We start from the raw sequence: 22,017 nt of genomic DNA, 5'->3' as shown, positions 1-22,017 counted from the left end.
GAATATGTCTTGTGATTTCCTTGCGCTGGCTCAGCCAGGTGTGCAAAAGCTGTCGCCCTATGTGCCTGGCAAGCCTGTGGAAGAACTGGCCAGAGAGCTCGATCTCGATCCGCAGTCCATCGTCAAGCTGGCCAGCAATGAGAATCCGCTGGGCCCCAGCCCGAAAGCCCTCGATGCGATCCGCGCGCAGCTTGATGAGCTGACCCGCTATCCCGACGGCAACGGTTTCGCGCTCAAGCAGAAACTGGCGCAGCGTTACGGCGTCGGCATCGAGCAGGTCACGCTCGGAAATGGCTCCAACGACATACTCGAGCTGGTCGCACGGGCCTATCTAGCCCCTGGCCTCAATGCCGTGTTCAGCGAGCATGCGTTTGCGGTTTACCCCATTGCTACCCAAGCTGTGGGCGCTGAGGCCAGGGCGGTTGCTGCCAAGCAGTGGGGGCATGATCTGAATGCCATGCAGGCCGCCATTGATTCGAACACCCGGGTCGTGTTTATCGCCAACCCCAATAATCCTACAGGTACCTGGTTCAACGCCGCAGCGCTGGAGCAATTCCTGGCTGCCGTGCCCGAGCATGTCCTGGTGGTTCTCGATGAGGCTTATATCGAGTATGCCCATGATGGGGAGCTGCCGGACGGATTGGCGTTCCTGAGCTCGCACTCGAACCTGCTGGTTTCACGCACTTTTTCCAAGGCCTACGGGTTGGCGGCGCTGCGCGTGGGCTATGCGATCTGTTCAGCTCAGATCGCGGATGTCCTTAATCGCGTGCGTCAGCCATTCAATGTCAACAGCCTCGCGCTAGCCGCGGCTTGTGCAGCGCTTGATGACAAGGAATACCTGGCCAGAAGCCGTGCCAGCAATGCTGCCGGTATGCAGCAACTTGAAGCGGGATTCAAAGAGCTGGGGCTGGAATGGATACCTTCCAAAGGTAATTTCATAGCGGTCGATTTTGGCCGTGACGCGGCCCCCATCAACCAGGTATTGCTGCGTGACGGAGTGATCGTACGGCCTGTGGCTGTTTACGGGATGCCGACTTTTCTCAGGGTGTCGATCGGTACCGGCGCTGAGAACGAACGGTTTCTGGAAGTTCTGCGCAAGGCGCTTGGACGTTGAGCCGAAACGGCGAGCCGCTCCCCGGAACGAAGCCGCTGCCTCGACTGGCCGTCGTTGGTCTGGGTCTGATTGGTGGCTCGTTCGCCAAGGGGCTGCGTGAAGGCGGGCACTGTGGCGAGGTCGTCGGGTTTGACTTGGACCCACGGTCGCGCGAGTTAGCGGTCGAACTCGGGGTAGTGGATCGCTGCGCTAGCAGCCTCGCTGAGGCCTGTCAGGGCGCAGACGTGATTCAGCTTGCCGTCCCGATCCTGGCGATGGAGCGCCTGCTGGCCGAACTCGCGCGGCTCGATCTCGGGCAGTCGGTGTTGACTGACGTAGGCAGCGCCAAAGGCAACGTGGTCCGCTGCGCCCGCGAACAGTTTGGTCGAATGCCGCCTCGCTTCGTGCCTGGGCATCCGATAGCCGGCTCGGAACAGAGTGGTGTCACAGCTGCCCAAAGCACGCTTTTCCGCCGGCACAAGGTAATCCTGACGCCTCTGGAAGATACCGATCCGGCTGCGCTAGCGCTTGTAGATGGGTTGTGGCGTGCCTTGGGCGCCGATGTCGAGCATATGGATGTCCGGCATCACGATGAAGTGCTGGCCGCGACCAGTCATCTGCCGCATTTGCTGGCATTTGGTCTTGTGGATTCGCTGGCAAAGCGCAACGAAAACCTGGAAATATTTCGCTACGCCGCGGGTGGATTTCGAGATTTCACCCGTATTGCGGGCAGCGATCCGGTGATGTGGCACGACATCTTTCTCGCCAATCGAGAAGCGGTGCTGCATACCCTGGACGATTTTCGTGCCGACCTCGACGCCCTGCGCGCCGCGGTCGATGAAGGAGACGGGCATACATTGTTGGGCGTGTTCACGCGCGCCAAGGCTGCCCGGGAACATTTCAGCAAAATACTGGCTCGCAGAGCCTATGTGGACGTTATGCATTCCAAAGATCTGATCTTCCTCGCCAATCCTGGCGGCAGCCTCAGCGGCCAAATTCGTGTTCCAGGTGACAAATCCATTTCTCATCGATCCATCATGCTTGGTTCGCTCGCAGAAGGCACCACAGAAGTTGAGGGCTTTCTTGAAGGTGAGGATGCGCTGGCAACCATCCAGGCATTCCGCGACATGGGTGTGGTTATCGAGGGCCCTAATCAGGGGCGTGTGACGGTGCACGGTGTTGGCCTGCATGGCTTGAAGGCGCCACCAGGGCCGATCTATCTCGGTAATTCAGGCACCTCAATGCGCCTGCTGTCCGGCTTGCTCGCAGCCCAGCCGTTCGACACCACCCTGACCGGCGATGCCTCGCTGTCCAAGCGACCGATGAACCGTGTCGCCAAGCCCTTGCGCGAGATGGGGGCGGTGATCGAGACGGCCCCTGAGGGCCGCCCGCCGATGATCATCCGCGGCGGTCAGAAGCTTTCCGGTATGCACTACGATATGCCCATGGCCAGTGCTCAGGTCAAATCCTGCCTGCTCCTCGCGGGTCTGTATGCTGCCGAAAAGACATCCGTCACTGAGCCTGCGCCAACACGGGACCACACCGAACGGATGCTGCAAGGCTTCGGCTATCCGGTACAGGTTGAGGGCAACACGGCTACGGTCGAGCCAGGTCATACGCTGCGCTCGGCTCAGATCGAAGTGCCAGCCGATATTTCGTCGTCAGCATTCTTTATGGTTGCTGCGAGCATTGCGCCGGATTCCGATATCACGCTCGAACACGTAGGGGTCAATCCGACCCGTACCGGCGTCATCGACATTCTCAAACTGATGGGTGCCAACATCGAGTTGATCAATCAGCGCGAAGTGGGCGGTGAGCCGGTCGCGGATATCCGCGTGCGTGCCGCTCAGCTGAAGGGGATCGATATACCCGAAGAACTCGTGCCGTTGGCGATTGATGAATTCCCTGTGCTGTTCGTGGCTGCATCCTGTGCCGAAGGGCGAACCACGCTGCGCGGAGCCGAGGAGTTGCGAGTCAAGGAGTCCGATCGCATTCAGGTAATGGCCGATGGTCTGCAAGCACTCGGTGTGAATGCCACTCCCACCCCGGATGGGATTATTATCGAAGGCGGCAGCTCCCTTGGTGGCGGAGAGGTCTGGGCGCACGGTGACCACCGTATCGCCATGTCCTTCAGTGTGGCCGCGCTTCGGGCAAGTGCATCGATCCGAATCCACGATTGTGCCAATGTTGCTACCTCGTTTCCGAACTTTCTTGCACTGGCCGAGCGGGCCGGGATGCGGGTTGGTGTGGAGGATAACTCATGATCAGGCAGATCCCCGTCATCACCATTGACGGTCCGAGCGGTTCCGGCAAAGGCACGGTTGCGGCGTTACTGGCGGCCAAGCTGGGGTGGAATTTCCTCGATTCCGGTGCGCTGTACCGTTTGCTTGCCTTCGCAGCGCGTAACCACGGCGTAGATCTGACCAATGAAGAGGCGCTGAAACTGCTGGCCGCTCATCTGGATGTGCAGTTCGGAGCGGCCAAAGGTGGCGAGGGAATGCAGATCATCCTGGAGGGCGAAGACGTCACTCAGGCGATTCGCAACGAACAAGTCGGCGCTGGGGCCTCACAGGTCGCCGCGTTGCCAGTGGTACGTGAAGCGCTGCTGCAGCGGCAGAAAGCCTTTCGTGAACCGCCCGGACTTGTTGCTGACGGTCGAGATATGGGTACGGTGGTTTTTCCCGACGCGCCATTGAAGATTTATCTTACGGCCAGTGCCGAAGAACGGGCCCGACGCCGTTACCTTCAGTTGAATAGCAAGGGTGATGATGTTAATCTCGCGAGTCTTCTCGATGAGATACGGGCGCGCGACGAGCGTGATACCCAGCGTGACGTGGCGCCATTGAAGCCGGCAGATGATGCGGTTCAGCTGGATTCCACCGATCTTTCCATCGAGCAAGTGCTAGGACAGATTCTGAGCGAAGTTGCCAAACGCGATTTCGCCTGAAGAGCGACCGCCGAGAGGCGGCCTGACGGTCACCCAATTCGGGGGCTGTTAACAAGGAGGCATGTGGGAGACCAGATCTAGTCCCGCAGGCCTTTTTTTATATGAATGAACCCACTTCTATCTGGGATGTGGAGATTGGGCGGATCCTCGTCCGAAAACAGCAGGAATAAACATGAGCGAAAGCTTTGCAGAACTTTTTGAAGAAAGCCTAAAAACCCTCGACATGCAGCCGGGTGCGATCATCACCGGCATCGTGGTCGACATCGACGGTGACTGGGTCACTGTTCATGCCGGCCTGAAGTCCGAGGGCGTCATCCCGGTCGAGCAGTTCTACAACGAGCAGGGCGAGCTGACCATCAGCGTGGGTGACGAAGTTCACGTTGCGCTGGACGCGGTTGAAGATGGCTTCGGTGAAACCAAGCTGTCCCGCGAAAAAGCCAAGCGTGCAGAGTGCTGGATTGTTCTGGAAGCGGCTTTCGCAGCTGAGGAAGTGGTCAAGGGCGTTATCAACGGTAAGGTTAAGGGCGGCTTCACTGTCGACGTTAACGGCATCCGTGCGTTCCTGCCAGGTTCCCTGGTTGATGTCCGTCCAGTGCGTGATACCACTCACCTGGAAGGCAAGGAACTCGAATTCAAGGTCATCAAGCTTGACCAGAAGCGCAACAACGTTGTCGTTTCCCGTCGTAGCGTCCTGGAAGCCGAGAACAGCGCCGAGCGTGAAGCTCTGCTGGAATCGCTGCAGGAAGGCCAGCAGGTCAAGGGTATCGTCAAGAACCTCACCGACTACGGCGCCTTCGTGGACCTGGGCGGCGTGGACGGCCTGCTGCACATCACCGACATGGCCTGGAAGCGTATCAAGCATCCGTCGGAAATCGTCAATGTTGGCGACGAGATCGACGTCAAGGTGCTGAAGTTCGACCGCGAGCGCAACCGCGTATCGCTGGGTCTGAAGCAGCTGGGCGAAGACCCATGGGTTGCCATCAAGGCTCGCTACCCGGAAAATACCCGCGTTGTCGCGCGTGTTACCAATCTGACCGACTACGGCTGCTTCGCTGAGCTGGAAGAGGGCGTTGAAGGTCTGGTACACGTTTCCGAGATGGATTGGACCAACAAGAACATCCACCCGTCGAAGGTTGTACAGGTCGGCGACGAAGTGGAAGTCATGGTTCTGGACATCGACGAAGAGCGTCGTCGTATCTCCTTGGGCATCAAGCAGTGCAAGTCCAACCCATGGGAAGACTTCTCTGGCCAGTTCAACAAGGGCGACCGCATCTCCGGCACCATCAAGTCGATCACCGATTTCGGTATCTTCATTGGTCTGGACGGCGGCATCGACGGTCTGGTTCACCTGTCCGACATCTCTTGGAATGAAGCTGGCGAAGAAGCCGTGCGTCGCTTCAAGAAGGGCGACGAGCTGGACACCGTTATCCTCTCGGTCGACCCGGAGCGTGAGCGCATCTCCCTGGGCATCAAGCAGCTGGAAGACGATCCGTTCTCCAACTACGCCGCCGTCAATGACAAGGGCAGCATCGTTCGCGGTACCGTGAAAGAAGTTGACGCCAAAGGCGCCATCATTGATCTGGGCAACGATATCGAAGCCACACTGAAAGCCTCTGAAATCAGCCGTGACCGCGTTGAAGACGCGCGCAACGTACTGAAAGAAGGCGAAGAAGTCGAAGCCAAGATCATCAGCATCGACCGTAAGAGCCGCGTCATCAGCTTGTCCATCAAGTCGAAAGACGTTGAAGACGAGAAGGACGCGATGAAGGAACTGCGTACCAAGCAGGACGTAGAGCCGACTGCCGGTCCGACCACCATTGGTGATCTGATCCGTGCACAAATGGAAAACCAGAACTAAGTTCTGTAATCCATTAAAAAGGGCGACTGCGGTCGCCCTTTTTTGTGCCTGAATTTTGTGTCTTTGGGATCGAGCAAGGTTTGGTGCTTCGACCCGCCTTTAGTGGTTGGGCAGCACTGCAGCCAGTTAGCAGTCTGCTGCCGGCCGGTTTTTCAAATGCGCGTCATGCCCGTTGCCAGTGCTTGGTTTACCGCCAGCCAGCCATTCACTGCTTCTTCTCCTGCATGCTCAAAGGCCCGTTCGAGCAACCGCACCTGCTCGCGTCGCAATGCCTGTTCGAGCTTTGCTCCTTCCGCGGTGAAGCGCAGCATGCGCTTGCGCTTGTCGTCATCGGCCGTCCTGCTTTCCACAAGGTGCATCTCGATCAGCTGGCGCAACGGCGTATTCAAGGCCTGCTTGCTGACCCCCAGGTAACCGAGTAGCTCCTTCACGCTGAGGTCTGGATAACTGGCGATAAAAAACAGGATCCGGTGATGCACCCGGGACAGTCCGCGTCGAGCAAGCATCTCGTCCGGCTTGGCGGTAAAGGCCTGGTAGCCCAGAAAGAAACTCTCCATGATCTGGCGCTGGACAGTGCTTTTTTTTAGGTCAGGCATATTGACGTATTCACGATTGGGGGCGTAATTTCGGTCAAGCAGTTTGACTCATTTTTCTTTTCCCCGCATCTGGTGCCTCATGGCCTTCTCCGAACGCGTCGACCGCCTGAAAAGCTCGCTGATCCGTGAAATTCTTGCTGCTGCACAGCGACCTGAGGTGATGTCGTTCGCCGGTGGATTGCCTGCTGAGCCCATGTTGCCAAAGGTCGATTGGGCGCCTATGCCGGCGAGCCTGGGGCAATATGGGATGAGTGAAGGGGAGCCCGCCTTACGCGAAGCCATCGCTGCTGAAGCACGTGCCATCGGAGTTTCTTGTTCGGCCAGTCAGGTACTCATTGTCAGTGGTTCCCAGCAGACGCTGGACCTCGCTTCCAAGCTGTTCATTGATCGGGGCACCGAGGTGCTGCTTGAGGCGCCGACTTACTTGGCTGCGCTGCAGGCCTTTCAATTATTCGGTGCCGAGTGCCTGGCAGTGGCGCAGGAAGCCGATGGCCCATCGCTGGCCGCGCTGCGTCAGCGGCTGGAGCAGCACAAGCCGGCTTTTGCCTATCTTATTCCAACGTTCCAGAACCCTTCAGCGGTGCGTTATAGCGAGGAAAAGCGCGACGCAGTAGCCGCGCTGCTTGATGAGTTTGGCGTAACCCTGATTGAAGATGAGCCCTATCGCGAACTGGTATTTGACGACGAGCGGGCTCGCCCAATCGTTAGTCGCTTGCATAAGGCGAGTTGGATCTACACCGGGACGGTTTCCAAGACGCTGCTACCCGGGCTGCGAGTCGGCTATCTGATCGCGACCCCAGACCTGTTCCCTTATCTGTTACGTCTGAAGCAGTCAGCTGACTTGCACACCAATCGCATCGGTCAGTGGCAGGCACTTCAGTGGCTTGGCAGTGAGCAATATCGGGCGCACCTGAGCGAGCTGCGCAGCTTCTACCGCCTGCGTCGGGATGCTATGCAGGCGGCGTTGGCGGAACATTTCACTGATCTCGCCGATTGGTTGGTACCACAGGGCGGGCTTTTCTTCTGGCTGCAGCTGAAACAATCGATCGACACCCGAACGCTGCTTGATTCGGCGCTAGCACAGGACGTGGTGTTCATGCCGGGCGAACCGTTCTTCGTCGACCCAGAACAGAATCTTGGATATCTGCGGCTTAACTTCAGTCACGTCGCACCAGAGCGCCTTGATGAAGGTGTTCGCCGGCTGGCAGGGGTAATCCGAGAGGCGCTGTTGGTCGAAGCAGCCTAGTTCAGGCGCGGTGGGAACAGCCGCTGGAGGGGCAAATGACTTACAAGGTTTATGGCGACCATCGGTCCGGCAATTGCTACAAAGTGAAGCTGATGCTGCACTTGCTCGGGCTGGCGTATGAGTGGATTCCGGTGGATATCCTGCGCGGTGAAAGCCGCGAGGCTGCCTTTCTGGAAAAGAATCCCAACGGCAAGATTCCGGTGCTCGAACTGCAAGACGGTACCTGCCTATGGGAATCGAATGCGATTCTGAATTATCTTGCCGAAGGAAGCGAATATCTGCCGGCCGATGCTCGCTTGCGGACCCAGGTTCTTCAGTGGCAGTTCTTTGAGCAATACAGCCATGAACCCTTTATCGCTGTAGCGCGCTTCATCAAGGTTTACCTCGAGCTGCCCGATGATCGCCTTGATGAGTATGCTGCCAAGCAGCTGGATGGCTATCACGCGCTCGATGTGATGGAGCAGCAGCTGCTCCGCACATCATATCTGGTTGGCGAGCGTTACTCGATCGCGGATGTGGCGCTCTATGCTTATACCCATGTAGCCGAGGAGGGTGGCTTCAGCCTTGATCGCTACCCGGCCATCAGCGCTTGGCTGCAGCGTGTAGAAAGTCACCCGCGCCATGTCGGTATGTACGATTAAGGCCAAACGTGACCGCGTGGTTAAGGCGCTAGCCTCACGCGGGCACGGTTAGGCACACTGCCTTGCAGCTTATTTGACCAAGCCGAGAAATTCGCTGCGGGTCGCAGCATTCTCGCGAAATTGGCCGAGCATGACCGAGGTGACCATCGATGAGTTCTGTTTCTCGACGCCGCGCATCATCATGCACATGTGCTGCGCTTCGATCACCACAGCGACCCCCCATGCACCTGTAACCTGCTGAATCGCTTCTGCAATCTCGCGGGTGAGATTTTCCTGGATCTGCAGCCGGCGCGCATACATGTCTACGATGCGGGCGACCTTCGACAGGCCGAGCACCTTGCCGTTGGGCAAATAGGCGACATGAGCCTTACCGATGAAGGGCAGCATGTGATGCTCGCACAACGAATAGAGTTCGATGTTCTTGACCAGCACCATTTCGCTGTTGTCGGAGCTGAACAGTGCGCCATTCGTAACGTCCTCCAGCGTCTGCTGGTAGCCCTTGCACAGGTACTGCATGGCTTTGGCGGCCCGCTTGGGCGTATCGAGCAGACCCTCGCGGTTGACGTCCTCACCCAGTTGGCCAAGGATCGCGGTGTAATGTGTTTCCAGAGACATTTGTCTACCTGTCAGGCTTGCAAATAAGCGCGAGTGCGAAGGTTAGGGACTTGACGGCTGGGCTGCAAGCAGCGCGCGCCTTATTAGAGAGGTTCATGAGTGGCCGCGCCAGGGTTACTCGTCGCGCCCTTCGAGCATGGTTCGTTTGAGCATCACATACACCGCGCCGGTACCGCCGTGTCTAGGCACGCAAGAGGCGAAGCCCAACACCTGAGAGTGCTGGCGTAACCACGTATTGACGTGGCTTTTGATCAAAGGACGCTTGCCGTCCTTTCGTGCTGCCTTGCCATGGGTTACGCGCACGCAGCGAATCTCGAGTTTGCTCGCTTCGGCGAGAAAATCCCAAAGCAGCTCACGGGCTTTCTCGACGCTCAGTCCATGCAAATCCAGGCTGCCCTCGAACGGGATTTGTCCCGCTTTCAGCTTGCGCATCTGGCTGTCCTGAACACCGTCGCGGACCCAGTACAGTTCGTCTTCAGCCGCAACATCAATTACAAACTGATCAGACAGCCCGTCGATCCGGATATCGCCGTCGCTGATCGAGGCGTTGGCCCGCAGCGTGGCGATCTGTGCCTTGTTGCTGCGTGGTTTGCCCGTCTCAGCCCGGTCGTGCTCAATCGGCTTGACGCCACGCACAGCTGATCTGAACAGTGAAAAATCATCGTCTTGCATGAGGCCTCCGCGTTAGTCGGCCATTTTATCGCAAAGCTTCTGTCGTGAGCCGCATCCATTGCCGACGACGACATGGGGCTGGCCGACATCTCAGCGCCTTTTTCCGAGGCGCGGCGACAGGCTCAAGTCGTTCGGTGCGTGCGCGCGGCGGCGAGCTCGGCGTCGGATGATCATGCCTAGGAGAAGTAGAACCACGCCCAAGGTCAACAACGTCACTGCGGCTTCTTTATCCAGCGGCATGCTAGTGAGGGCTTCGATTTCGCTAAACAGCGAAGCCGCGCCAATGCCGGTGAAGAGCACTCCAGAGACGATCAGCAGCAGGCCGAGCGCGGCCCCAAGTCGCGAGCCCCAGCTGCGGTGTTGGCGAGGGCGGAGACGGCGAGCATCGAATCCATCGGTTCGTTTCATTCCAGTTCGCTCCTCAGAACGGCTATCGCCCCGTTAAAAAACGCAGGCGAGGTAGGCAAGACGAGGCGAAAGCAGCCGAAGACGCCGGGTTTGACTTACTTGAAGATCACGCTGAGATTTTTTTACAGCCGGGTTGCCAGGGCAGGCTAGGTATCAACAGCCTGCTACTCCTGAATCCATTGGGCCAGTCTATTCGATGTCAGCTAACACTTTTCGGTTCGGTTGCGGCTTATACCAATGCGCCGGCATCAGCTACGCAGACCGCAAAGTTGTCCGCGAGAATGGTCATCTCCATACGATGCACCTCTGCCGCCGCAATTGCGCCGTCTCCCATCGGCAGGTCGCGTGTGGCACAGGCCTTGTCAACGAGTGTGCAACGGTAGCCGTAATCTTTTGCCGCACGGACCGTGGTGCTCACGCTTGAATGTGTCATGAACCCACAAACAATGAGGTCGAGGCGACCATGCTGCTGCAAAAGTTCATGCAATCGTGTGCCGGCAAATGCGTTAGGCAGCGTTTTGCCGATCACCGTTTCGCCAGGAAGCGGCGCTGCCTCCGGCATGATCTGACCGCGTAGCCCTTGAGGATCGAACAGCCCACCCGGAATGCCCAAATGGTGGACATGCACGATGGGTGCGCCAGCCGCGCGGGCGGCGGTCAGTAGCTCGCTGACCTGCTCAAGCGCCGACGTCAGATTCGGTAGTGCCAGTGTCCCCGTCCGATATTCTTCCTGAACGTCAATGACGACAAGGGTCGCGTTGGCCAGAGTCGCCGGTGCATAACTGCGGCCACTGAGCTGAAGCATGGTCTGTGGCTTGGACATGACTGACTCCTTGTTCTGAGAGGGGCATGATTGTGGCGCCAGTCGCGCGAGATGTGAACAGCCAATAAGTGATGAATTGGTCATATAGATTGGTGTTATGGGCGTTTTGCCATCGCACATAACCGCAAAACTCGCGAAACGCGCGTGGCCATCGGCTAGACTTCCGCCCTTTTTAGAGGAGATGCCCCGTGACCGCTTCGCCTTCCCGTTTGCGTACCTTGCGTGATCATATTCGCTGGGCTGTCAGCCGCTTCCACGCCGAGCAACTTTTCTTCGGCCACGGCACGGACAACGCTTGGGACGAGGCGCGTCAGTTGGTACTGGGTGCCTTGCACTTGCCCTGGGAAATGGCTGACACCTATCTCGATTGTCGGCTGGAAGACGATGAGCGCGAACATCTGCAGACTCTGTTGCAGCGACGGATCGAGCAACGCGTACCGACTGCTTATCTGCTTGGACAAGCCTGGTTCTGCGGGCTTCCATTCATCGTCAACGATCACGTGCTGATTCCGCGCTCGCCGATTGGCCAATTGATTGAACGACGCTTCGAGCCGTGGTTGGCGATGGCGCCAGCACGAATTCTGGATCTCTGTACCGGCTCCGGTTGCATCGGCATTGCCTGCGCCTATGAGTTTCTTGATGCCGAGGTGCTGTTGGCCGACCTGTCATTCGAAGCGCTGGAAGTGGCCAATCGCAACATTGAACAGCATGGTCTGGAAGACCGGGTCTACACCGTTCAGAGCGATGGATTCGATGGCCTACCCAAGCAGCGCTTTGACCTGATCGTTTCCAATCCGCCGTATGTGGACGCCGAAGACTTTGCCGATATGCCTGCCGAGTTCCAGCACGAGCCGGCACTCGGCCTGGCTTGCGGCGACGATGGTTTGGATCTCGTTCGAAGAATACTGGCGGAGGCGGCGGACCATCTGACGGAAAAGGGCAGCCTGATCGTCGAAGTCGGCAACAGTCAGGTGCATGTCGAGGCGCTTTATCCTGAAGTCGACTTCACCTGGCTCGAGTTCACCGAGGGTGGGCATGGGGTTTTTCTGCTTGCCGCCAGTCAATGCCGGGATCATCAGGCGCTTTTCCAAGAGCGGCTGGTGCCAAAGGGCAACTGAGGGTCTGCTCGGTACTCTGTTCGGTAGGGCAGGGCTGTCAGCGGGTTGCGATCCAGATCAGTAGCCCGGCCTGAAACAGTGAGAACACAATCAGGCAGGCAATGGTGAATCGGAGGGTGCCATCCTCTCGACGGAGTTTGCTCAATCGTTCATGGGTGTCGCGAATCCGATTTTCCTGTTCGAGTAGATTTCGATCAGCCTGCTCGAGCATAGCTGCCGCTTCTTGCAGTTCGATGATCTGCACTTTTTCGATGTTCCAGTCTGGCCGTAAGGCGCTGACACGAGCTGCGCTATAGGTTGCCTTGGGCTTCTGGGGCTCGGCGTAGACCACGTCGAATCCTTGACTCAGCAGGCAATGATCCCGCCGCAGCCGTACATCTTCGCCGGTTATATCCTTGACCGGCAGCGCGCCGCCTTCTACCAGATAGTGCGCCCAGCGTCGCTGCGCCCAAGCTGCCCCTTGCGCCAACAGGAAGCGCCCGAGGCCACGGTTTATCGGTTCTACATGCAAGCCTGAATCGGGGCCGAAGCGCAGCTCCTTGGCCCGGTGGTCGGCCCAGACCTCCAGCAGGTTCTGCTGCTTCGATAACACTTGGCCCGGTATACGAATGAAGAGCCTCAACAGGCTCTGCTCAGGCGTATGTCGCTCGACCTGGGCCAGCTCGACGAAACGCAGCGGACGTGTCCCGGTGTCCCGGTCGGTAGGCAGCGGAGCCAGACGGAGCAGCCGGAATCGATCCGGCGCGAGCGCGGCCCAGGGGTGCGGCTGCTGCGCCACCGCGGGCGTCTGGGCGTCGTTTTCTTCAGGGGCTGTTGGGCTGTCGGTCATCTCGGTGTCCATAGGCCTGGCGGTGGTCGTTGCGGCAGGCAAGGAGCGTATCGGCCGGCGGTCGCCTAACTGGAGGCTGGCAATACGCCGTGCTCGGTCAAGAACCGGCTGATCTGTTCCGTCAGTTCATGCGCGATAGGCAGTTCGGGGCTGTTGTAGGAAGCCACTTGTCCGGCGCTATCCTGCGGCGTGATGCGCAATACGTGGCCCATCCCTTTGATCAGCGCTAACTCGGCATCTGCCCTGGCCTGTTTCAGCGCTTGCGCATCTTTAGAGCTGACCTGAATGTCATGAGAGCCCTGAATGATCAAGGCCGGCGCGGTGGTGTTGGCAAATGCAGCGGTCGGATCTTCCTGAAACAGAGAGATCAGGTAGGGTTGAACGCTCAAGCGAAAAAGCACTTGCAGCGGCTCGGGCACCTGCTGGTTGATTCTTCCCGCGTTCAGTTCATCGATCAGGTAGTTCGCGCTTGCCAGAAGCGCCGGTGGTAGACGGCCCTGCAGCTGCTCTCGCAGTAGCGTATCGATGGAGCGGCCGCTGCCAGCGAGGCTGATCAACGCGGCAGGTTTGACGGTAGGTTCGGCCAGACTGGCAATCAACGCGCCTTCGCTATGGCCAATCAGCACGAGCGCCGAAAACCGTGGATCGGCTTGTAGCAACCGTGACCAAGCCACTGCATCGTCGACATAGTCTTCTACCTTCAACTGACCTTCGTCCGGCGCCACCGGTTGGCTCTGGCCGACTCCACGCTTGTCGTAGCGCACACTGGCGATACCGCGCTTGGCCAATGCCTGCGCCAGTCGCTTGAGGCTGTCGTTGTGTCCCAGTGGGTTGTTGCCGTCGCGGTCGGTCGGGCCCGATCCTGCTATCAACAGCGCAACCGGCAAGGGTGCGTCAGTCTTAGGCAGCAGCAGGCTGCCATGAAGATGCCCGGCCGGCACCTGCACAGTCATCCTCTGATTTACCCACGTCTGGGCTTGGGCTAAGGGCGCGAACATGGCGAGCAAGGCGAGCAAGGCGAGCAAGGCGAGCAGTAAAAAGAAACGCATGGACAAAATAAACCATCGGCGGAACGGGGATACGAAGCGAGCTCGCGAGCCGGCGGGTTCGCAGTATGCGCCGCGTCCGCAGGCAGCGAAACCTTCAGCAGCTCGGGTATACTTCCGCCCCCTCTTTAGGTCGATCGCGGAGCGCCCTGCATGTCCGGCAATACATACGGCAAGCTGTTCACCGTCACCACGGCTGGCGAAAGCCATGGTCCGGCACTGGTCGCGATTGTTGACGGCTGTCCGCCAGGCCTGGAGCTAAGCGCCGCTGATCTGCAGCGCGACCTCGATCGACGCAAGCCCGGCACTAGCCGGCACACCACTCAACGCCAGGAGGCCGACGAGGTCGAGATTCTTTCTGGCGTATTCGAAGGGCGGACCACCGGTTGCCCGATCGGTCTGCTGATCCGCAACACCGATCAGAAATCCAAGGATTATTCGGCCATCAAGGATCAGTTCCGTCCCGCACATGCCGACTACAGCTATCACCACAAGTATGGCCTGCGCGACTATCGCGGAGGTGGCCGCAGCTCAGCCCGCGAAACTGCCATGCGCGTCGCTGCCGGTGCCATTGCCAAGAAATACCTGGCGACCCTGGGCATCCAGGTGCGCGGCTACATGAGTCAGCTGGGCCCGATCGAAATTCCTTTCAAGACCTGGGACAGCGTCGAGCAGAACGCTTTTTTCAGCCCAGACCCGGACAAGGTCCCGGAGCTGGAGGCCTACATGGATCAGTTGCGTCGTGACCAGGATTCGGTTGGCGCGAAGATCAGTGTCGTCGCCGAAGGCGTTCCGCCGGGGCTTGGGGAGCCAATTTTTGACCGTCTCGATGCTGAACTGGCACATGCCCTGATGAGCATCAACGCAGTAAAAGGCGTGGAGATTGGCGCCGGATTTGCCAGCGTGGCGCAGCGCGGTACTGAGCACCGTGATGAGATGACGCCAGACGGCTTCCTGTCGAACCATGCAGGTGGTGTTCTGGGAGGCGTTTCGTCCGGCCAGCCGATCATCGCGCATCTGGCGCTCAAGCCTACGTCGAGCATCACGACACCAGGACGCTCCATTGACGTCGACGGCAATCCGGTTGAGGTCATCACCAAGGGTCGCCACGATCCATGCGTAGGTATCCGAGCCACGCCGATCGCCGAAGCGATGATGGCCATCGTGTTGCTTGACCATCTGTTGCGCCATCGCGGGCAGAACGCCGATGTGCTGGTGGGTACGCCGGTGTTGGCGCAGCTCTGAGCCTGCCGCTGGAGGCCTGAAGCTGGAAAGCGAGCAAAGCGCTCGCTCCAGCGTCACGTTTGTTTCCAGCTACTGGCTTGTTGCTTATGGCGGCTTCCATTCCCTACTGGCGTCTGTCCGGTTTTTACTTCTTCTACTTTGCGCTGCTCGGTTCGGCGGCGCCGTTCCTCGGCCTCTATTTCGACCACCTCGGCTTTACTGCCGAGCGCATTGGCGAGCTAGTGGCCATTCCCATGCTGATGCGTTGCCTGGCGCCGAACCTGTGGGGTTGGCTGGGTGATGTCACAGGCCGACGTCTGGCGATTGTTCGGATTGGCGCACTCTGTACGCTGATTTCGTTCAGCTTGATCTTCTACAGCAAGAGTTACGCTTGGCTGGCGCTGGTGATGGCGCTGCATGCCTTCTTCTGGCATGCCGTGTTACCGCAGTTCGAGGTCATTACGCTGGCGCACCTGCATGAGCAAGCGTCTCGCTACAGTCAGATCCGCCTCTGGGGCAGCATCGGTTTCATCGCGGCGGTAGTCGGGCTTGGCGCGTTGTTCGAACACCTGAGTCTCGACATCTATCCGGCGGCGGTCCTGTTAGTGATGACCGGGATCGTGATCAGCAGCCTATGGGTGCCCAATGCGGTGCCGGCGGAGCGTCCTGAGCCGGAGGGGCAGGGTGGCTTTCTTCGCCAGCTCTGCCGGCCGGGGGTATTGGCATTCTTCGTGTGCGTCGGTCTGATGCAGGTCAGTCATGGTCCGTACTACACCTTTTTTACCATTCATCTCGAGGCGCTCGGCTACGGGCGTGGCACCATCGGCCTGCTCTGGGCACTCGGAGTGGTAGCTGAGATCCTGATCTTCCTGGTAATGGCACGGCTGCTTGCGCGCTTTTCGTTGCGTCAGGTCCTTGCCGCTAGCTTTCTGCTGGCGGCGCTGCGCTGGCTACTGCTGGGAACGCAGGCTGATCATCTTGGGGTGCTGTTGATTGCGCAGCTGATGCACGCGGCAACCTTCGGCAGTTTTCATGCGGCTGCCATTCATTTCGTCCAGCGCAGCTTTGGTCACCGCCAGCAAGGGCAGGGGCAAGCGCTGTATGCGACCCTTGCCGGAGTGGGCGGGGCGCTGGGTGCGCTTTACTCCGGCTACAGCTGGGCCAGTCTCGGCCCTTTGTGGACCTTCGCCATTGCCAGCCTGTCAGCGCTCGGCGCAGCCGTTATCATCGTCTTCCCGCGCAGGAATTCGGTATGACCGCTATACCGTGGAAACCGTCATCGACGCTGGCCTGTTTCGCTATGGCAGCGGTTGGTCGCCGGCCATCAGCAGTAACGCTTGGCCCATCTGATGAGCGCCGAGGTTCCGACCTTTCCAACGCCGGGGCAGCCATCCCGACAGGAGACAACCAGTATGAGCATCCTTAGCGTTTATCAGGACACTGCGCCGGAGCAGCCTCTCAAAGTGCTCACGCATGTTGAAGATATTGCCGCCACCCTGGCCGATGTCGGGGTGCACCTGGAACGCTGGGAAGCCAGCACGCCCATTCGCGCCGGTGCAAGTTCAGAGGAGGTAATAGCCGCCTATCGTCCGCAGATCGATCGACTAATGGAAGAGCGCGGCTACGTCACGGTCGACGCCCTCAGCGTGACCAGCAATCACCCAGATAAGGCAGAACTCCACGCCAAGTTCCTTGAAGAACACCAGCACGCCGAGGACGAGGTGCGTTTCTTTGTCGTCGGCCGCGGGCTGTTCAGCCTGCATATCGAGGACAGGGTGTATGCCGTGCTGTGCGAGAAAAACGACCTGATCTCGGTGCCTGCAGGAACCCGGCATTGGTTCGATATGGGCGAGCACCCTCACTTCGTTGCCATTCGCCTGTTCACTAATCCAGAAGGTTGGGTCGCGCAATTCACCGGGGAAGACATTGCCGGCCGGTTTCCGCGCCTGGATGATTTCTGATCCCGGCAAAGCCATCCTTACCGATGTCGAAAACATCACCAGCGCCGTGAGGTCCGTCTTCGACGTGCTGTTCCCATGTATTGCGGGCTCGATCAGCTTGCCGTCCGACGGGATTCTGTTTCTCTTCGATATGTGAAGAGCTGGATGCTGCGCAGCATTGCCGGCACACCTGCGGCCTGCTGTGAGAGGGCGTGAGCTGGCTGATCATCCAGCGGTCGCCAGCTTCGAGGCGAACGATCCGCGCCGTGAGCAGATCGCGTACTGAACCCTCAAACCCGCCTGGCATCCTAATTACGAACTCACTGTAATTTGGAGTCTTGTCATGACCGATGCCTTCGGCGGTATTTTCGGCCTGCTTATCCTGGCACTGGATATCTGGGCAATCATCAGCGTGGTGCGAAGCGACAGCAGCACCGGGAAAAAAGCCCTCTGGGTGTTGTTGATCGTCATCCTGCCAGTGTTGGGCCTGATCATCTGGGGCATCATGGGGCCGCGTGGCAATCGGCCTGATGAGCGCAACCTGAGGCACTGACCGGTGGAAACCTGGAGTACGCTGCTGGCCTTGATCGTGTTGGTGGCTAATCTGGTAGCCATCGTGCAGATCTGGCGAAGTCGTATCGAGGTGGGTCGCAAGATCATCTGGAGTCTTGTTGTCGTCCTGTTGCCAGTTGTCGGACTGGTCATGTGGTTCGTGGCCGCCGGACATTTCGCCAAAGTCAGGTTGTGATGCGTATAGCAGTTCTGGTCGCGTTGCTGCTTTGGGCTGGTAGTGCCTGGAGTGGTGACGAGATGGCCTGGACTGCGCTGCGGGAGGGCCGTGCCGTTCTGCTCATGCGTCATGCCTTGGCGCCTGGGACAGGCGATCCGCCGGGTTTCGTACTGGAGGACTGCACGACTCAGCGCAATCTTGATCAGGCGGGCCGCCTGCAGGCAGAGCGGTGGGGTGATCTGCTCCGGCAGAACAGCATTACTGCGGCGCGGGTACTCAGCAGTCGTTGGTGCCGGGCGTTGGATACGGCAGAACTGCTGGGCTTTAAGCCAGTTGAGCCGCTGCCGCTTCTCGATTCGTTCTTTGTCCAGACCTACCGCAAGAACGAGCAGACCCAAGCCTTGCTCATGTACCTGCGAGAATTGCCAGGGACATCACCCATCGTGCTTATCAGTCATCAAGTCAATATCACCGCACTGACGGGCATCTTTCCACGATCCGGTGAGGCTTTGGTGCTCGCGTTGCCGATCAGCGACCCGCCTCAAGTCCTGGCCAGGCTCTCCCCGCCTTGATCGGCGCTGCGGCATAACTCTCCCAGATATGCACTGCGGCATAGGCCCGCCAGGGTCGCCAAGCCTGTGATCGCGCGAGCAACTCTTTCGCGCTGATGCCGTCACTTCCCCATAGCGGCGATTTCAGCAGGCCAAGGTCGGCTGCTGGAAAGGCATCCGCCTCGCCGAACCCCCTCAACGCAATGTATTCAGCCGTCCATGGCCCAATACCGGGTAGCTGGCAAAGGTGGCTGACCAGCGCGTCTGCACCGTTTTCGACATGCAACTCAAGTGCGCCGCCAGCAACGGCGGCTGATAGATGTTGCACTGCCGCCACCCGCTTGCCGGGCATGCCGATATTTTCCAGTGCCGCGGTGGCTAGCGTTTGTGGGCCGGGAAACAGCATGGTCAAGCCATTCGTTCCAACCGCAGATTGGCTAAGCCGGTTTTCCCCAAATCGTTCGATCAGGCGTCGGGTGATGGTCACCGCGGCCTTAACGGTGACCTGTTGACCAACGATAGCCCGCACGGCTTGTTCGAACGGATCGAACGCGCTGGGTAAGCGCAGTCCGGGGTTAGCCGCGACCAGAGGGCCGAGCTGAGGGTCCGAAGCGAAATGGCGCGTTATGGCGACCGGATCGGCATCGAGGTCGAACATCTTTCGTACACGCATTGCTAATGTTGAAGAGTGCCCCTCTAGCGAATCGCTGATGACCAGTTCTAGAGCAGATTGTGACAGCAGTGGTCGTACGCTGAACCAGCCGACATCGTCGCCTACTTGCACGGTGCGGCTGTAACGCTCCGGCTCCAGCGCCTCGATACCCGGCAGAAGGCGCAAGGCAAAGTGCCGATGAAACTGAGACCAGCTCCATGGGGCGTTATAAGGAAGTTGGATAGAAATCATCACTAGACAATAGCCAGTGGTGATGGGGCAGTCTTCATCAAACGTGCCTTGAGGACGGGCGGTTACTCCTGTCATAAGACCAAAGTAGAATGCGCCTCTCTGGCAATCGGGCCGCCTGCGAGGCCCGTCTGTTAAGTCATCCATCAGGGAGACACCCATGAGCGACTATCAGGAAACTCTCTACGAGGGGTACGGCCAGCGCTTCAGAGTCGACAAGATGCTGCATGAAGTGCACACCGGGCATCAGCATCTGGTGATATTCGAGAACGCCCGTATGGGACGTGTGATGGCGCTCGATGGGGTTATCCAGACCACCGAGGCAGACGAATTCATCTATCACGAGATGCTTACACACGTGCCGATCCTGGCTCACGGGCTGGCGCGGCGAGTGCTGATCATTGGTGGGGGTGATGGCGGCATACTGCGGGAGGTGGCCAAGCACCGTGACGTCGAAAGCATCACCATGGTCGAAATCGACAGCACCGTAGTGGAGCTATGCAGGGAGTTCTTGCCAGAACACTCCAAGGGAGCGTTCGACGATCCTCGGTTGGGCCTGGTAATTGATGACGGTATGCGCTTCGTGGCGACCACCGATCAGAAGTTCGATGTGATTATCTCCGACTCGACCGATCCCATTGGGCCGGGAGAGGAGCTGTTCTCCGAAAACTTCTATCAGGCGTGTCGTCGTTGCCTCAACGAAGGTGGCATCCTGGTCGCGCAGAACGGCACTCCGTTCATGCAATTGGCTGAAGTGCAGACCACCTCCAAGCGGATGGCCGGCCTGTTTCCCGACTGGCATTTTTACCAAGCTGCGGTTCCCACCTATATCGGGGGCGCCATGACGTTTGCCTGGGGCGCTTGCGATGCCGACAGTCGCAAGCTGTCGTTGGAAACCCTGTGCCAGCGTTTCGCCGGCAGTGGGATCGTGACCCGTTACTACAATCCACACCTCCATATTGGCGCGTTCGCGCTACCTCAATACGTGTTGCAAGCCATCAGCAAGCCCAGCAACGGCTGAGTGATCAGCTTGCTGCAACGAGATTCGGTGCAGCAAATTGGTCGCTGGCATTCCTGTCAGTGGTGATTGAGTGGGATTAAACCTTCCCGTTGCGGACGCGGTTTATACGTCGTATGTTCCAGTGGTAGCGATGGAGCACTGAAATCGCTTGGTGCTTAGCTGCTAGGCCGTGTGGTATTGGTGACGTACGGTCAGGGTCGTTCGATTGCTGTATCGAACTCCCAGACGTTGCCGAGGCCTATTAGAAACACCGCTGGGTTTCTTTTTTCGATCAACCAGGCAATTCGCGTCCGGCGCTGTCCGGTCGTTCCGCAACGAGGTAGACAAGGCTTTCCATTCCTGAAGTCGTCATCCATGAGTGAGAGGAGGTTGTTTTATGAGTACCACCTTCCATGAGGATGTAAGCGGCAATGTTCTTTTGAGGATGAAGGAGGGCGGTTTCGACTTTGCCCGCGTCCATCCGATCGAGTTCTATGCCGTGTTTCCCGATCGTGAACGTGCCTGCGCCGCGGCCAGCAATTTCCGTGGCGAGTGCGTCAATACACAGATAGCACCCCGCGACGATGGCGCCTGGGACCTCCAGGTCAGCAAGGTGATGTACGCCACTTTTGATGGTATCGGCGATTTCGAGCAGGACCTGGAGAACCTGGTCGAGCCGCTAGGTGGTGTGCTGGATGGTTGGGGGGTGACCCAGGAGCTTTCTGGGTGCGCTGTCTGACACCTCAATGCTTTAAGTAAGTGTGAGTCCGCTTTGCAGCGCCTGGTCCCATGGCGGGACCGGGCCGAAGCGACCCTTCAAAAACTCAAGCAACAATCGGCTGCGTGAATCGGCTTCCCGGGTCAGGCGCAACGCATAAATGCCGCTAGGTTCCGGTTCGGGCAGGCCACCTTCACAGAACAGCGGCAACAAATCACCACTGAGGAGTTGGTCACTGATCAGCCAGGTGGGTAGATGGGCGATACCCAATCCAGCCAAAGTGGCGGTCAGCAACGCTTCCGCATTGTTCGCTACCATACGCAGCCGCTTCGGTCTCAGCAGTTGTCGCTTGCCCTCGTGCTCGAAACGCCATGCGTGCGGAGGCGCCAGCGCGTCCCAGTCCAGCCCGTCGTGTTCCGGCAGTTCCGCTACCGATTGCGGTGCTCCTCTCCGTTGCAAATAACTCGGGCTGGCACAAACGATGCGCCTCATCGGTGCCAGCGGCGTTGCCACGAGGCGCGTGTCGGCAAGCTGGCCAATACGTAGCACCAGATCGACCTCTCCCAGATGCTCACCGTGCATATCGATGAAGCTATCGATCAGGCGTAGCTGGATGTCCACTCGAGGGTAGGCCTGCAAGAAATCGGCAAGTGCTGGCGCCAGATGTCTGCGTCCGAAAGGAGCGGGTGCGTCAATGCGGATGCGGCCTTCCGGTGCGCTTTGTAGCGAGGCCATCTCGGCCCGAGCAAGTTGCAATTCCTGAACGATGCGTCTGGCACGCTCGGCAAACAGCTGCCCAGCAGCGGTAGGCTTGATCGCATGGCTGGTACGACTGACCAGCTGGCAACCAAGTGAACGCTCCAATGCGTCCATGCGTCGCGAGACGGACGAAGGCGCTAGCGCATGCAGCCTGCCTGCTACCGAGAAGCTTCTGGTATCGATTACGTCGAGGAATAACTTGAACTGATTAGTAAGGGCTGTTGCATCCATGATGCTCGCTTCGCTTTGCGGAATACGCAAAGCCATTGTGCATGCTTGTGCATATGCCTACTAGAGCGCGC

Annotated in this window: 25 protein-coding genes; 16 read left to right on the top strand and 9 right to left on the bottom strand. The window is 58.7% G+C overall.

Annotated elements, in window-relative coordinates; all coding sequences use genetic code 11:
• Positions 1 to 4 precede the first annotated feature (4 nt).
• The 4 genes from hisC to rpsA all read left to right on the top strand — a co-directional run bounded on the left by hisC (position 5) and on the right by rpsA (position 5,898).
• Positions 5 to 1,114: a histidinol-phosphate transaminase gene (gene hisC / locus CXK96_RS05395; protein ID WP_102835444.1), complete on the top strand. Its 1,110-nt coding sequence runs from the start codon at positions 5 to 7 to the stop codon at positions 1,112 to 1,114.
• Complete coding sequence (locus CXK96_RS05390; RefSeq protein WP_102835443.1) at positions 1,111 to 3,357, top strand: bifunctional prephenate dehydrogenase/3-phosphoshikimate 1-carboxyvinyltransferase; 2,247 nt, start codon at positions 1,111 to 1,113, stop codon at positions 3,355 to 3,357. The genes hisC and CXK96_RS05390 overlap by 4 nt, the downstream gene beginning before the upstream one ends.
• Entirely contained in the window at positions 3,354 to 4,040 is a 687-nt protein-coding gene (gene cmk / locus CXK96_RS05385; protein WP_102835442.1) for a (d)CMP kinase, read from the top strand. The genes CXK96_RS05390 and cmk overlap by 4 nt, the downstream gene beginning before the upstream one ends.
• A gap of 172 nt (positions 4,041 to 4,212) precedes the next feature.
• Complete coding sequence (rpsA, locus tag CXK96_RS05380) at positions 4,213 to 5,898, top strand: 30S ribosomal protein S1 (RefSeq protein WP_083380720.1); 1,686 nt, start codon at positions 4,213 to 4,215, stop codon at positions 5,896 to 5,898.
• Positions 5,899 to 6,050: 152 nt separating this feature from the next.
• On the opposite strand, the gene CXK96_RS05375 is transcribed toward rpsA, so the two are convergent.
• The gene (locus CXK96_RS05375) at positions 6,051 to 6,494 is read right to left on the bottom strand and encodes a MarR family winged helix-turn-helix transcriptional regulator (RefSeq protein ID WP_102835441.1); all 444 of its coding nucleotides are present in this window, start codon (positions 6,492 to 6,494) and stop codon (positions 6,051 to 6,053) included.
• A 79-nt stretch (positions 6,495 to 6,573) separates the two neighbouring features.
• Between CXK96_RS05375 and CXK96_RS05370 the strand changes: the two genes are divergently transcribed.
• Both CXK96_RS05370 and CXK96_RS05365 read left to right on the top strand, forming a co-directional pair.
• Complete coding sequence (locus CXK96_RS05370) at positions 6,574 to 7,740, top strand: PLP-dependent aminotransferase family protein (protein WP_102835440.1); 1,167 nt, start codon at positions 6,574 to 6,576, stop codon at positions 7,738 to 7,740.
• A 35-nt stretch (positions 7,741 to 7,775) separates the two neighbouring features.
• Positions 7,776 to 8,381: a glutathione S-transferase family protein gene (locus CXK96_RS05365; protein ID WP_102835439.1), complete on the top strand. Its 606-nt coding sequence runs from the start codon at positions 7,776 to 7,778 to the stop codon at positions 8,379 to 8,381.
• A 69-nt stretch (positions 8,382 to 8,450) separates the two neighbouring features.
• Here the strand turns inward: CXK96_RS05365 and folE are convergent, their stop codons facing one another.
• The 4 genes from folE to CXK96_RS05345 all read right to left on the bottom strand — a co-directional run bounded on the left by folE (position 8,451) and on the right by CXK96_RS05345 (position 10,899).
• The gene (folE, locus tag CXK96_RS05360) at positions 8,451 to 8,996 is read right to left on the bottom strand and encodes a GTP cyclohydrolase I FolE (RefSeq protein WP_045427837.1); all 546 of its coding nucleotides are present in this window, start codon (positions 8,994 to 8,996) and stop codon (positions 8,451 to 8,453) included.
• Between the two features lie 114 nt (positions 8,997 to 9,110).
• On the bottom strand, positions 9,111 to 9,668 hold the full coding sequence (locus CXK96_RS05355) for a Smr/MutS family protein (RefSeq protein WP_102835438.1): 558 nt from the start codon (positions 9,666 to 9,668) through the stop codon (positions 9,111 to 9,113).
• Positions 9,669 to 9,758: 90 nt separating this feature from the next.
• Positions 9,759 to 10,076: a hypothetical protein gene (locus CXK96_RS05350; protein ID WP_102835437.1), complete on the bottom strand. Its 318-nt coding sequence runs from the start codon at positions 10,074 to 10,076 to the stop codon at positions 9,759 to 9,761.
• Positions 10,077 to 10,305: 229 nt separating this feature from the next.
• Positions 10,306 to 10,899, bottom strand: a complete 594-nt coding sequence (locus tag CXK96_RS05345) for a cysteine hydrolase family protein (RefSeq protein ID WP_102835436.1) — start codon at positions 10,897 to 10,899, stop codon at positions 10,306 to 10,308.
• Between the two features lie 188 nt (positions 10,900 to 11,087).
• On the opposite strand from CXK96_RS05345, the gene prmB reads away from it, so the two are divergent.
• Positions 11,088 to 12,017, top strand: a complete 930-nt coding sequence (prmB, locus tag CXK96_RS05340) for a 50S ribosomal protein L3 N(5)-glutamine methyltransferase (RefSeq protein ID WP_102835435.1) — start codon at positions 11,088 to 11,090, stop codon at positions 12,015 to 12,017.
• Positions 12,018 to 12,054: 37 nt separating this feature from the next.
• Here prmB and CXK96_RS05335 read toward each other — a convergent pair whose 3' ends face one another.
• Together CXK96_RS05335 and CXK96_RS05330 are read right to left on the bottom strand one after the other, a co-directional pair.
• Complete coding sequence (locus CXK96_RS05335; protein WP_256061597.1) at positions 12,055 to 12,846, bottom strand: hypothetical protein; 792 nt, start codon at positions 12,844 to 12,846, stop codon at positions 12,055 to 12,057.
• Positions 12,847 to 12,911: 65 nt separating this feature from the next.
• Complete coding sequence (locus tag CXK96_RS05330) at positions 12,912 to 13,895, bottom strand: alpha/beta hydrolase (RefSeq protein WP_102835434.1); 984 nt, start codon at positions 13,893 to 13,895, stop codon at positions 12,912 to 12,914.
• Between the two features lie 150 nt (positions 13,896 to 14,045).
• Between CXK96_RS05330 and aroC the strand changes: the two genes are divergently transcribed.
• The 7 genes from aroC (at position 14,046) to CXK96_RS05300 (ending at position 18,358) form a co-directional block, all read left to right on the top strand.
• Positions 14,046 to 15,137 carry a chorismate synthase gene (gene aroC, locus CXK96_RS05325; protein ID WP_102835433.1) on the top strand — a complete coding sequence of 364 codons (1,092 nt, stop codon included), beginning with the start codon at positions 14,046 to 14,048 and terminating at the stop codon, positions 15,135 to 15,137.
• Between the two features lie 86 nt (positions 15,138 to 15,223).
• Positions 15,224 to 16,372, top strand: a complete 1,149-nt coding sequence (locus CXK96_RS05320) for an MFS transporter (protein WP_102835432.1) — start codon at positions 15,224 to 15,226, stop codon at positions 16,370 to 16,372.
• Between the two features lie 156 nt (positions 16,373 to 16,528).
• Positions 16,529 to 17,077 carry a 1,2-dihydroxy-3-keto-5-methylthiopentene dioxygenase gene (locus CXK96_RS05315; protein WP_102835431.1) on the top strand — a complete coding sequence of 183 codons (549 nt, stop codon included), beginning with the start codon at positions 16,529 to 16,531 and terminating at the stop codon, positions 17,075 to 17,077.
• Positions 17,067 to 17,213 (top strand): hypothetical protein, encoded by a 147-nt coding sequence (locus CXK96_RS20730; protein WP_180981491.1) that lies wholly within the window; start codon positions 17,067 to 17,069, stop codon positions 17,211 to 17,213. Before CXK96_RS05315 ends, CXK96_RS20730 begins: the two co-directional genes overlap by 11 nt.
• A gap of 186 nt (positions 17,214 to 17,399) precedes the next feature.
• Positions 17,400 to 17,609 (top strand): PLD nuclease N-terminal domain-containing protein, encoded by a 210-nt coding sequence (locus tag CXK96_RS05310; protein ID WP_102835430.1) that lies wholly within the window; start codon positions 17,400 to 17,402, stop codon positions 17,607 to 17,609.
• 3 nt (positions 17,610 to 17,612) lie between these two features.
• Positions 17,613 to 17,804, top strand: coding sequence for a PLDc N-terminal domain-containing protein (locus CXK96_RS05305; RefSeq protein WP_102835429.1), 192 nt, complete (start codon positions 17,613 to 17,615; stop codon positions 17,802 to 17,804).
• Entirely contained in the window at positions 17,804 to 18,358 is a 555-nt protein-coding gene (locus CXK96_RS05300) for a histidine phosphatase family protein (protein WP_102835428.1), read from the top strand. Before CXK96_RS05305 ends, CXK96_RS05300 begins: the two co-directional genes overlap by 1 nt.
• Here CXK96_RS05300 and CXK96_RS05295 read toward each other — a convergent pair.
• Entirely contained in the window at positions 18,315 to 19,241 is a 927-nt protein-coding gene (locus CXK96_RS05295; RefSeq protein ID WP_272888430.1) for a DNA-3-methyladenine glycosylase family protein, read from the bottom strand. The genes CXK96_RS05300 and CXK96_RS05295 overlap by 44 nt on opposite strands.
• Before the next feature lie 157 nt (positions 19,242 to 19,398).
• Here CXK96_RS05295 and speE point away from each other — a divergent pair, with 157 nt between their 5' ends.
• Both speE and CXK96_RS05285 read left to right on the top strand, forming a co-directional pair.
• Entirely contained in the window at positions 19,399 to 20,259 is an 861-nt protein-coding gene (speE, locus tag CXK96_RS05290) for a polyamine aminopropyltransferase (RefSeq protein WP_102835426.1), read from the top strand.
• Positions 20,260 to 20,635: 376 nt separating this feature from the next.
• Positions 20,636 to 20,977 (top strand): ribonuclease E inhibitor RraB, encoded by a 342-nt coding sequence (locus CXK96_RS05285; RefSeq protein WP_102835425.1) that lies wholly within the window; start codon positions 20,636 to 20,638, stop codon positions 20,975 to 20,977.
• 12 nt (positions 20,978 to 20,989) lie between these two features.
• On the opposite strand, the gene CXK96_RS05280 is transcribed toward CXK96_RS05285, so the two are convergent.
• Positions 20,990 to 21,946, bottom strand: coding sequence for a LysR family transcriptional regulator (locus tag CXK96_RS05280; RefSeq protein ID WP_102835517.1), 957 nt, complete (start codon positions 21,944 to 21,946; stop codon positions 20,990 to 20,992).
• Positions 21,947 to 22,017: the final 71 nt, after the last annotated feature.

The sequence above is a fragment of the Stutzerimonas stutzeri genome, assembly GCF_002890895.1.
GTDB classification, from domain to species: Bacteria; Pseudomonadota; Gammaproteobacteria; order Pseudomonadales; family Pseudomonadaceae; genus Stutzerimonas; species Stutzerimonas stutzeri_AB.
This window is presented reverse-complemented; position numbering and strand designations above follow the sequence as displayed.

Coding starts and splice junctions, on each gene's coding strand:
- CXK96_RS05335 (WP_256061597.1), bottom strand. CDS start 12,846: ATGACCGACAGCCCAACAGCCCCTGAAGAAAACGACGCCCAGACGCCC.
- CXK96_RS05355 (WP_102835438.1), bottom strand. CDS start 9,668: ATGCAAGACGATGATTTTTCACTGTTCAGATCAGCTGTGCGTGGCGTC.
- CXK96_RS05280 (WP_102835517.1), bottom strand. CDS start 21,946: ATGGATGCAACAGCCCTTACTAATCAGTTCAAGTTATTCCTCGACGTA.
- CXK96_RS05295 (WP_272888430.1), bottom strand. CDS start 19,241: ATGATTTCTATCCAACTTCCTTATAACGCCCCATGGAGCTGGTCTCAG.
- cmk (WP_102835442.1), top strand. CDS start 3,354: ATGATCAGGCAGATCCCCGTCATCACCATTGACGGTCCGAGCGGTTCC.
- CXK96_RS05375 (WP_102835441.1), bottom strand. CDS start 6,494: ATGCCTGACCTAAAAAAAAGCACTGTCCAGCGCCAGATCATGGAGAGT.
- aroC (WP_102835433.1), top strand. CDS start 14,046: ATGTCCGGCAATACATACGGCAAGCTGTTCACCGTCACCACGGCTGGC.
- CXK96_RS05300 (WP_102835428.1), top strand. CDS start 17,804: ATGCGTATAGCAGTTCTGGTCGCGTTGCTGCTTTGGGCTGGTAGTGCC.
- CXK96_RS05330 (WP_102835434.1), bottom strand. CDS start 13,895: ATGCGTTTCTTTTTACTGCTCGCCTTGCTCGCCTTGCTCGCCTTGCTC.
- rpsA (WP_083380720.1), top strand. CDS start 4,213: ATGAGCGAAAGCTTTGCAGAACTTTTTGAAGAAAGCCTAAAAACCCTC.
- CXK96_RS05350 (WP_102835437.1), bottom strand. CDS start 10,076: ATGAAACGAACCGATGGATTCGATGCTCGCCGTCTCCGCCCTCGCCAA.
- CXK96_RS05345 (WP_102835436.1), bottom strand. CDS start 10,899: ATGTCCAAGCCACAGACCATGCTTCAGCTCAGTGGCCGCAGTTATGCA.
- CXK96_RS05320 (WP_102835432.1), top strand. CDS start 15,224: ATGGCGGCTTCCATTCCCTACTGGCGTCTGTCCGGTTTTTACTTCTTC.
- CXK96_RS20730 (WP_180981491.1), top strand. CDS start 17,067: ATGATTTCTGATCCCGGCAAAGCCATCCTTACCGATGTCGAAAACATC.
- CXK96_RS05315 (WP_102835431.1), top strand. CDS start 16,529: ATGAGCATCCTTAGCGTTTATCAGGACACTGCGCCGGAGCAGCCTCTC.
- CXK96_RS05310 (WP_102835430.1), top strand. CDS start 17,400: ATGACCGATGCCTTCGGCGGTATTTTCGGCCTGCTTATCCTGGCACTG.
- folE (WP_045427837.1), bottom strand. CDS start 8,996: ATGTCTCTGGAAACACATTACACCGCGATCCTTGGCCAACTGGGTGAG.
- speE (WP_102835426.1), top strand. CDS start 19,399: ATGAGCGACTATCAGGAAACTCTCTACGAGGGGTACGGCCAGCGCTTC.
- CXK96_RS05370 (WP_102835440.1), top strand. CDS start 6,574: ATGGCCTTCTCCGAACGCGTCGACCGCCTGAAAAGCTCGCTGATCCGT.
- hisC (WP_102835444.1), top strand. CDS start 5: ATGTCTTGTGATTTCCTTGCGCTGGCTCAGCCAGGTGTGCAAAAGCTG.
- CXK96_RS05285 (WP_102835425.1), top strand. CDS start 20,636: ATGAGTACCACCTTCCATGAGGATGTAAGCGGCAATGTTCTTTTGAGG.
- CXK96_RS05365 (WP_102835439.1), top strand. CDS start 7,776: ATGACTTACAAGGTTTATGGCGACCATCGGTCCGGCAATTGCTACAAA.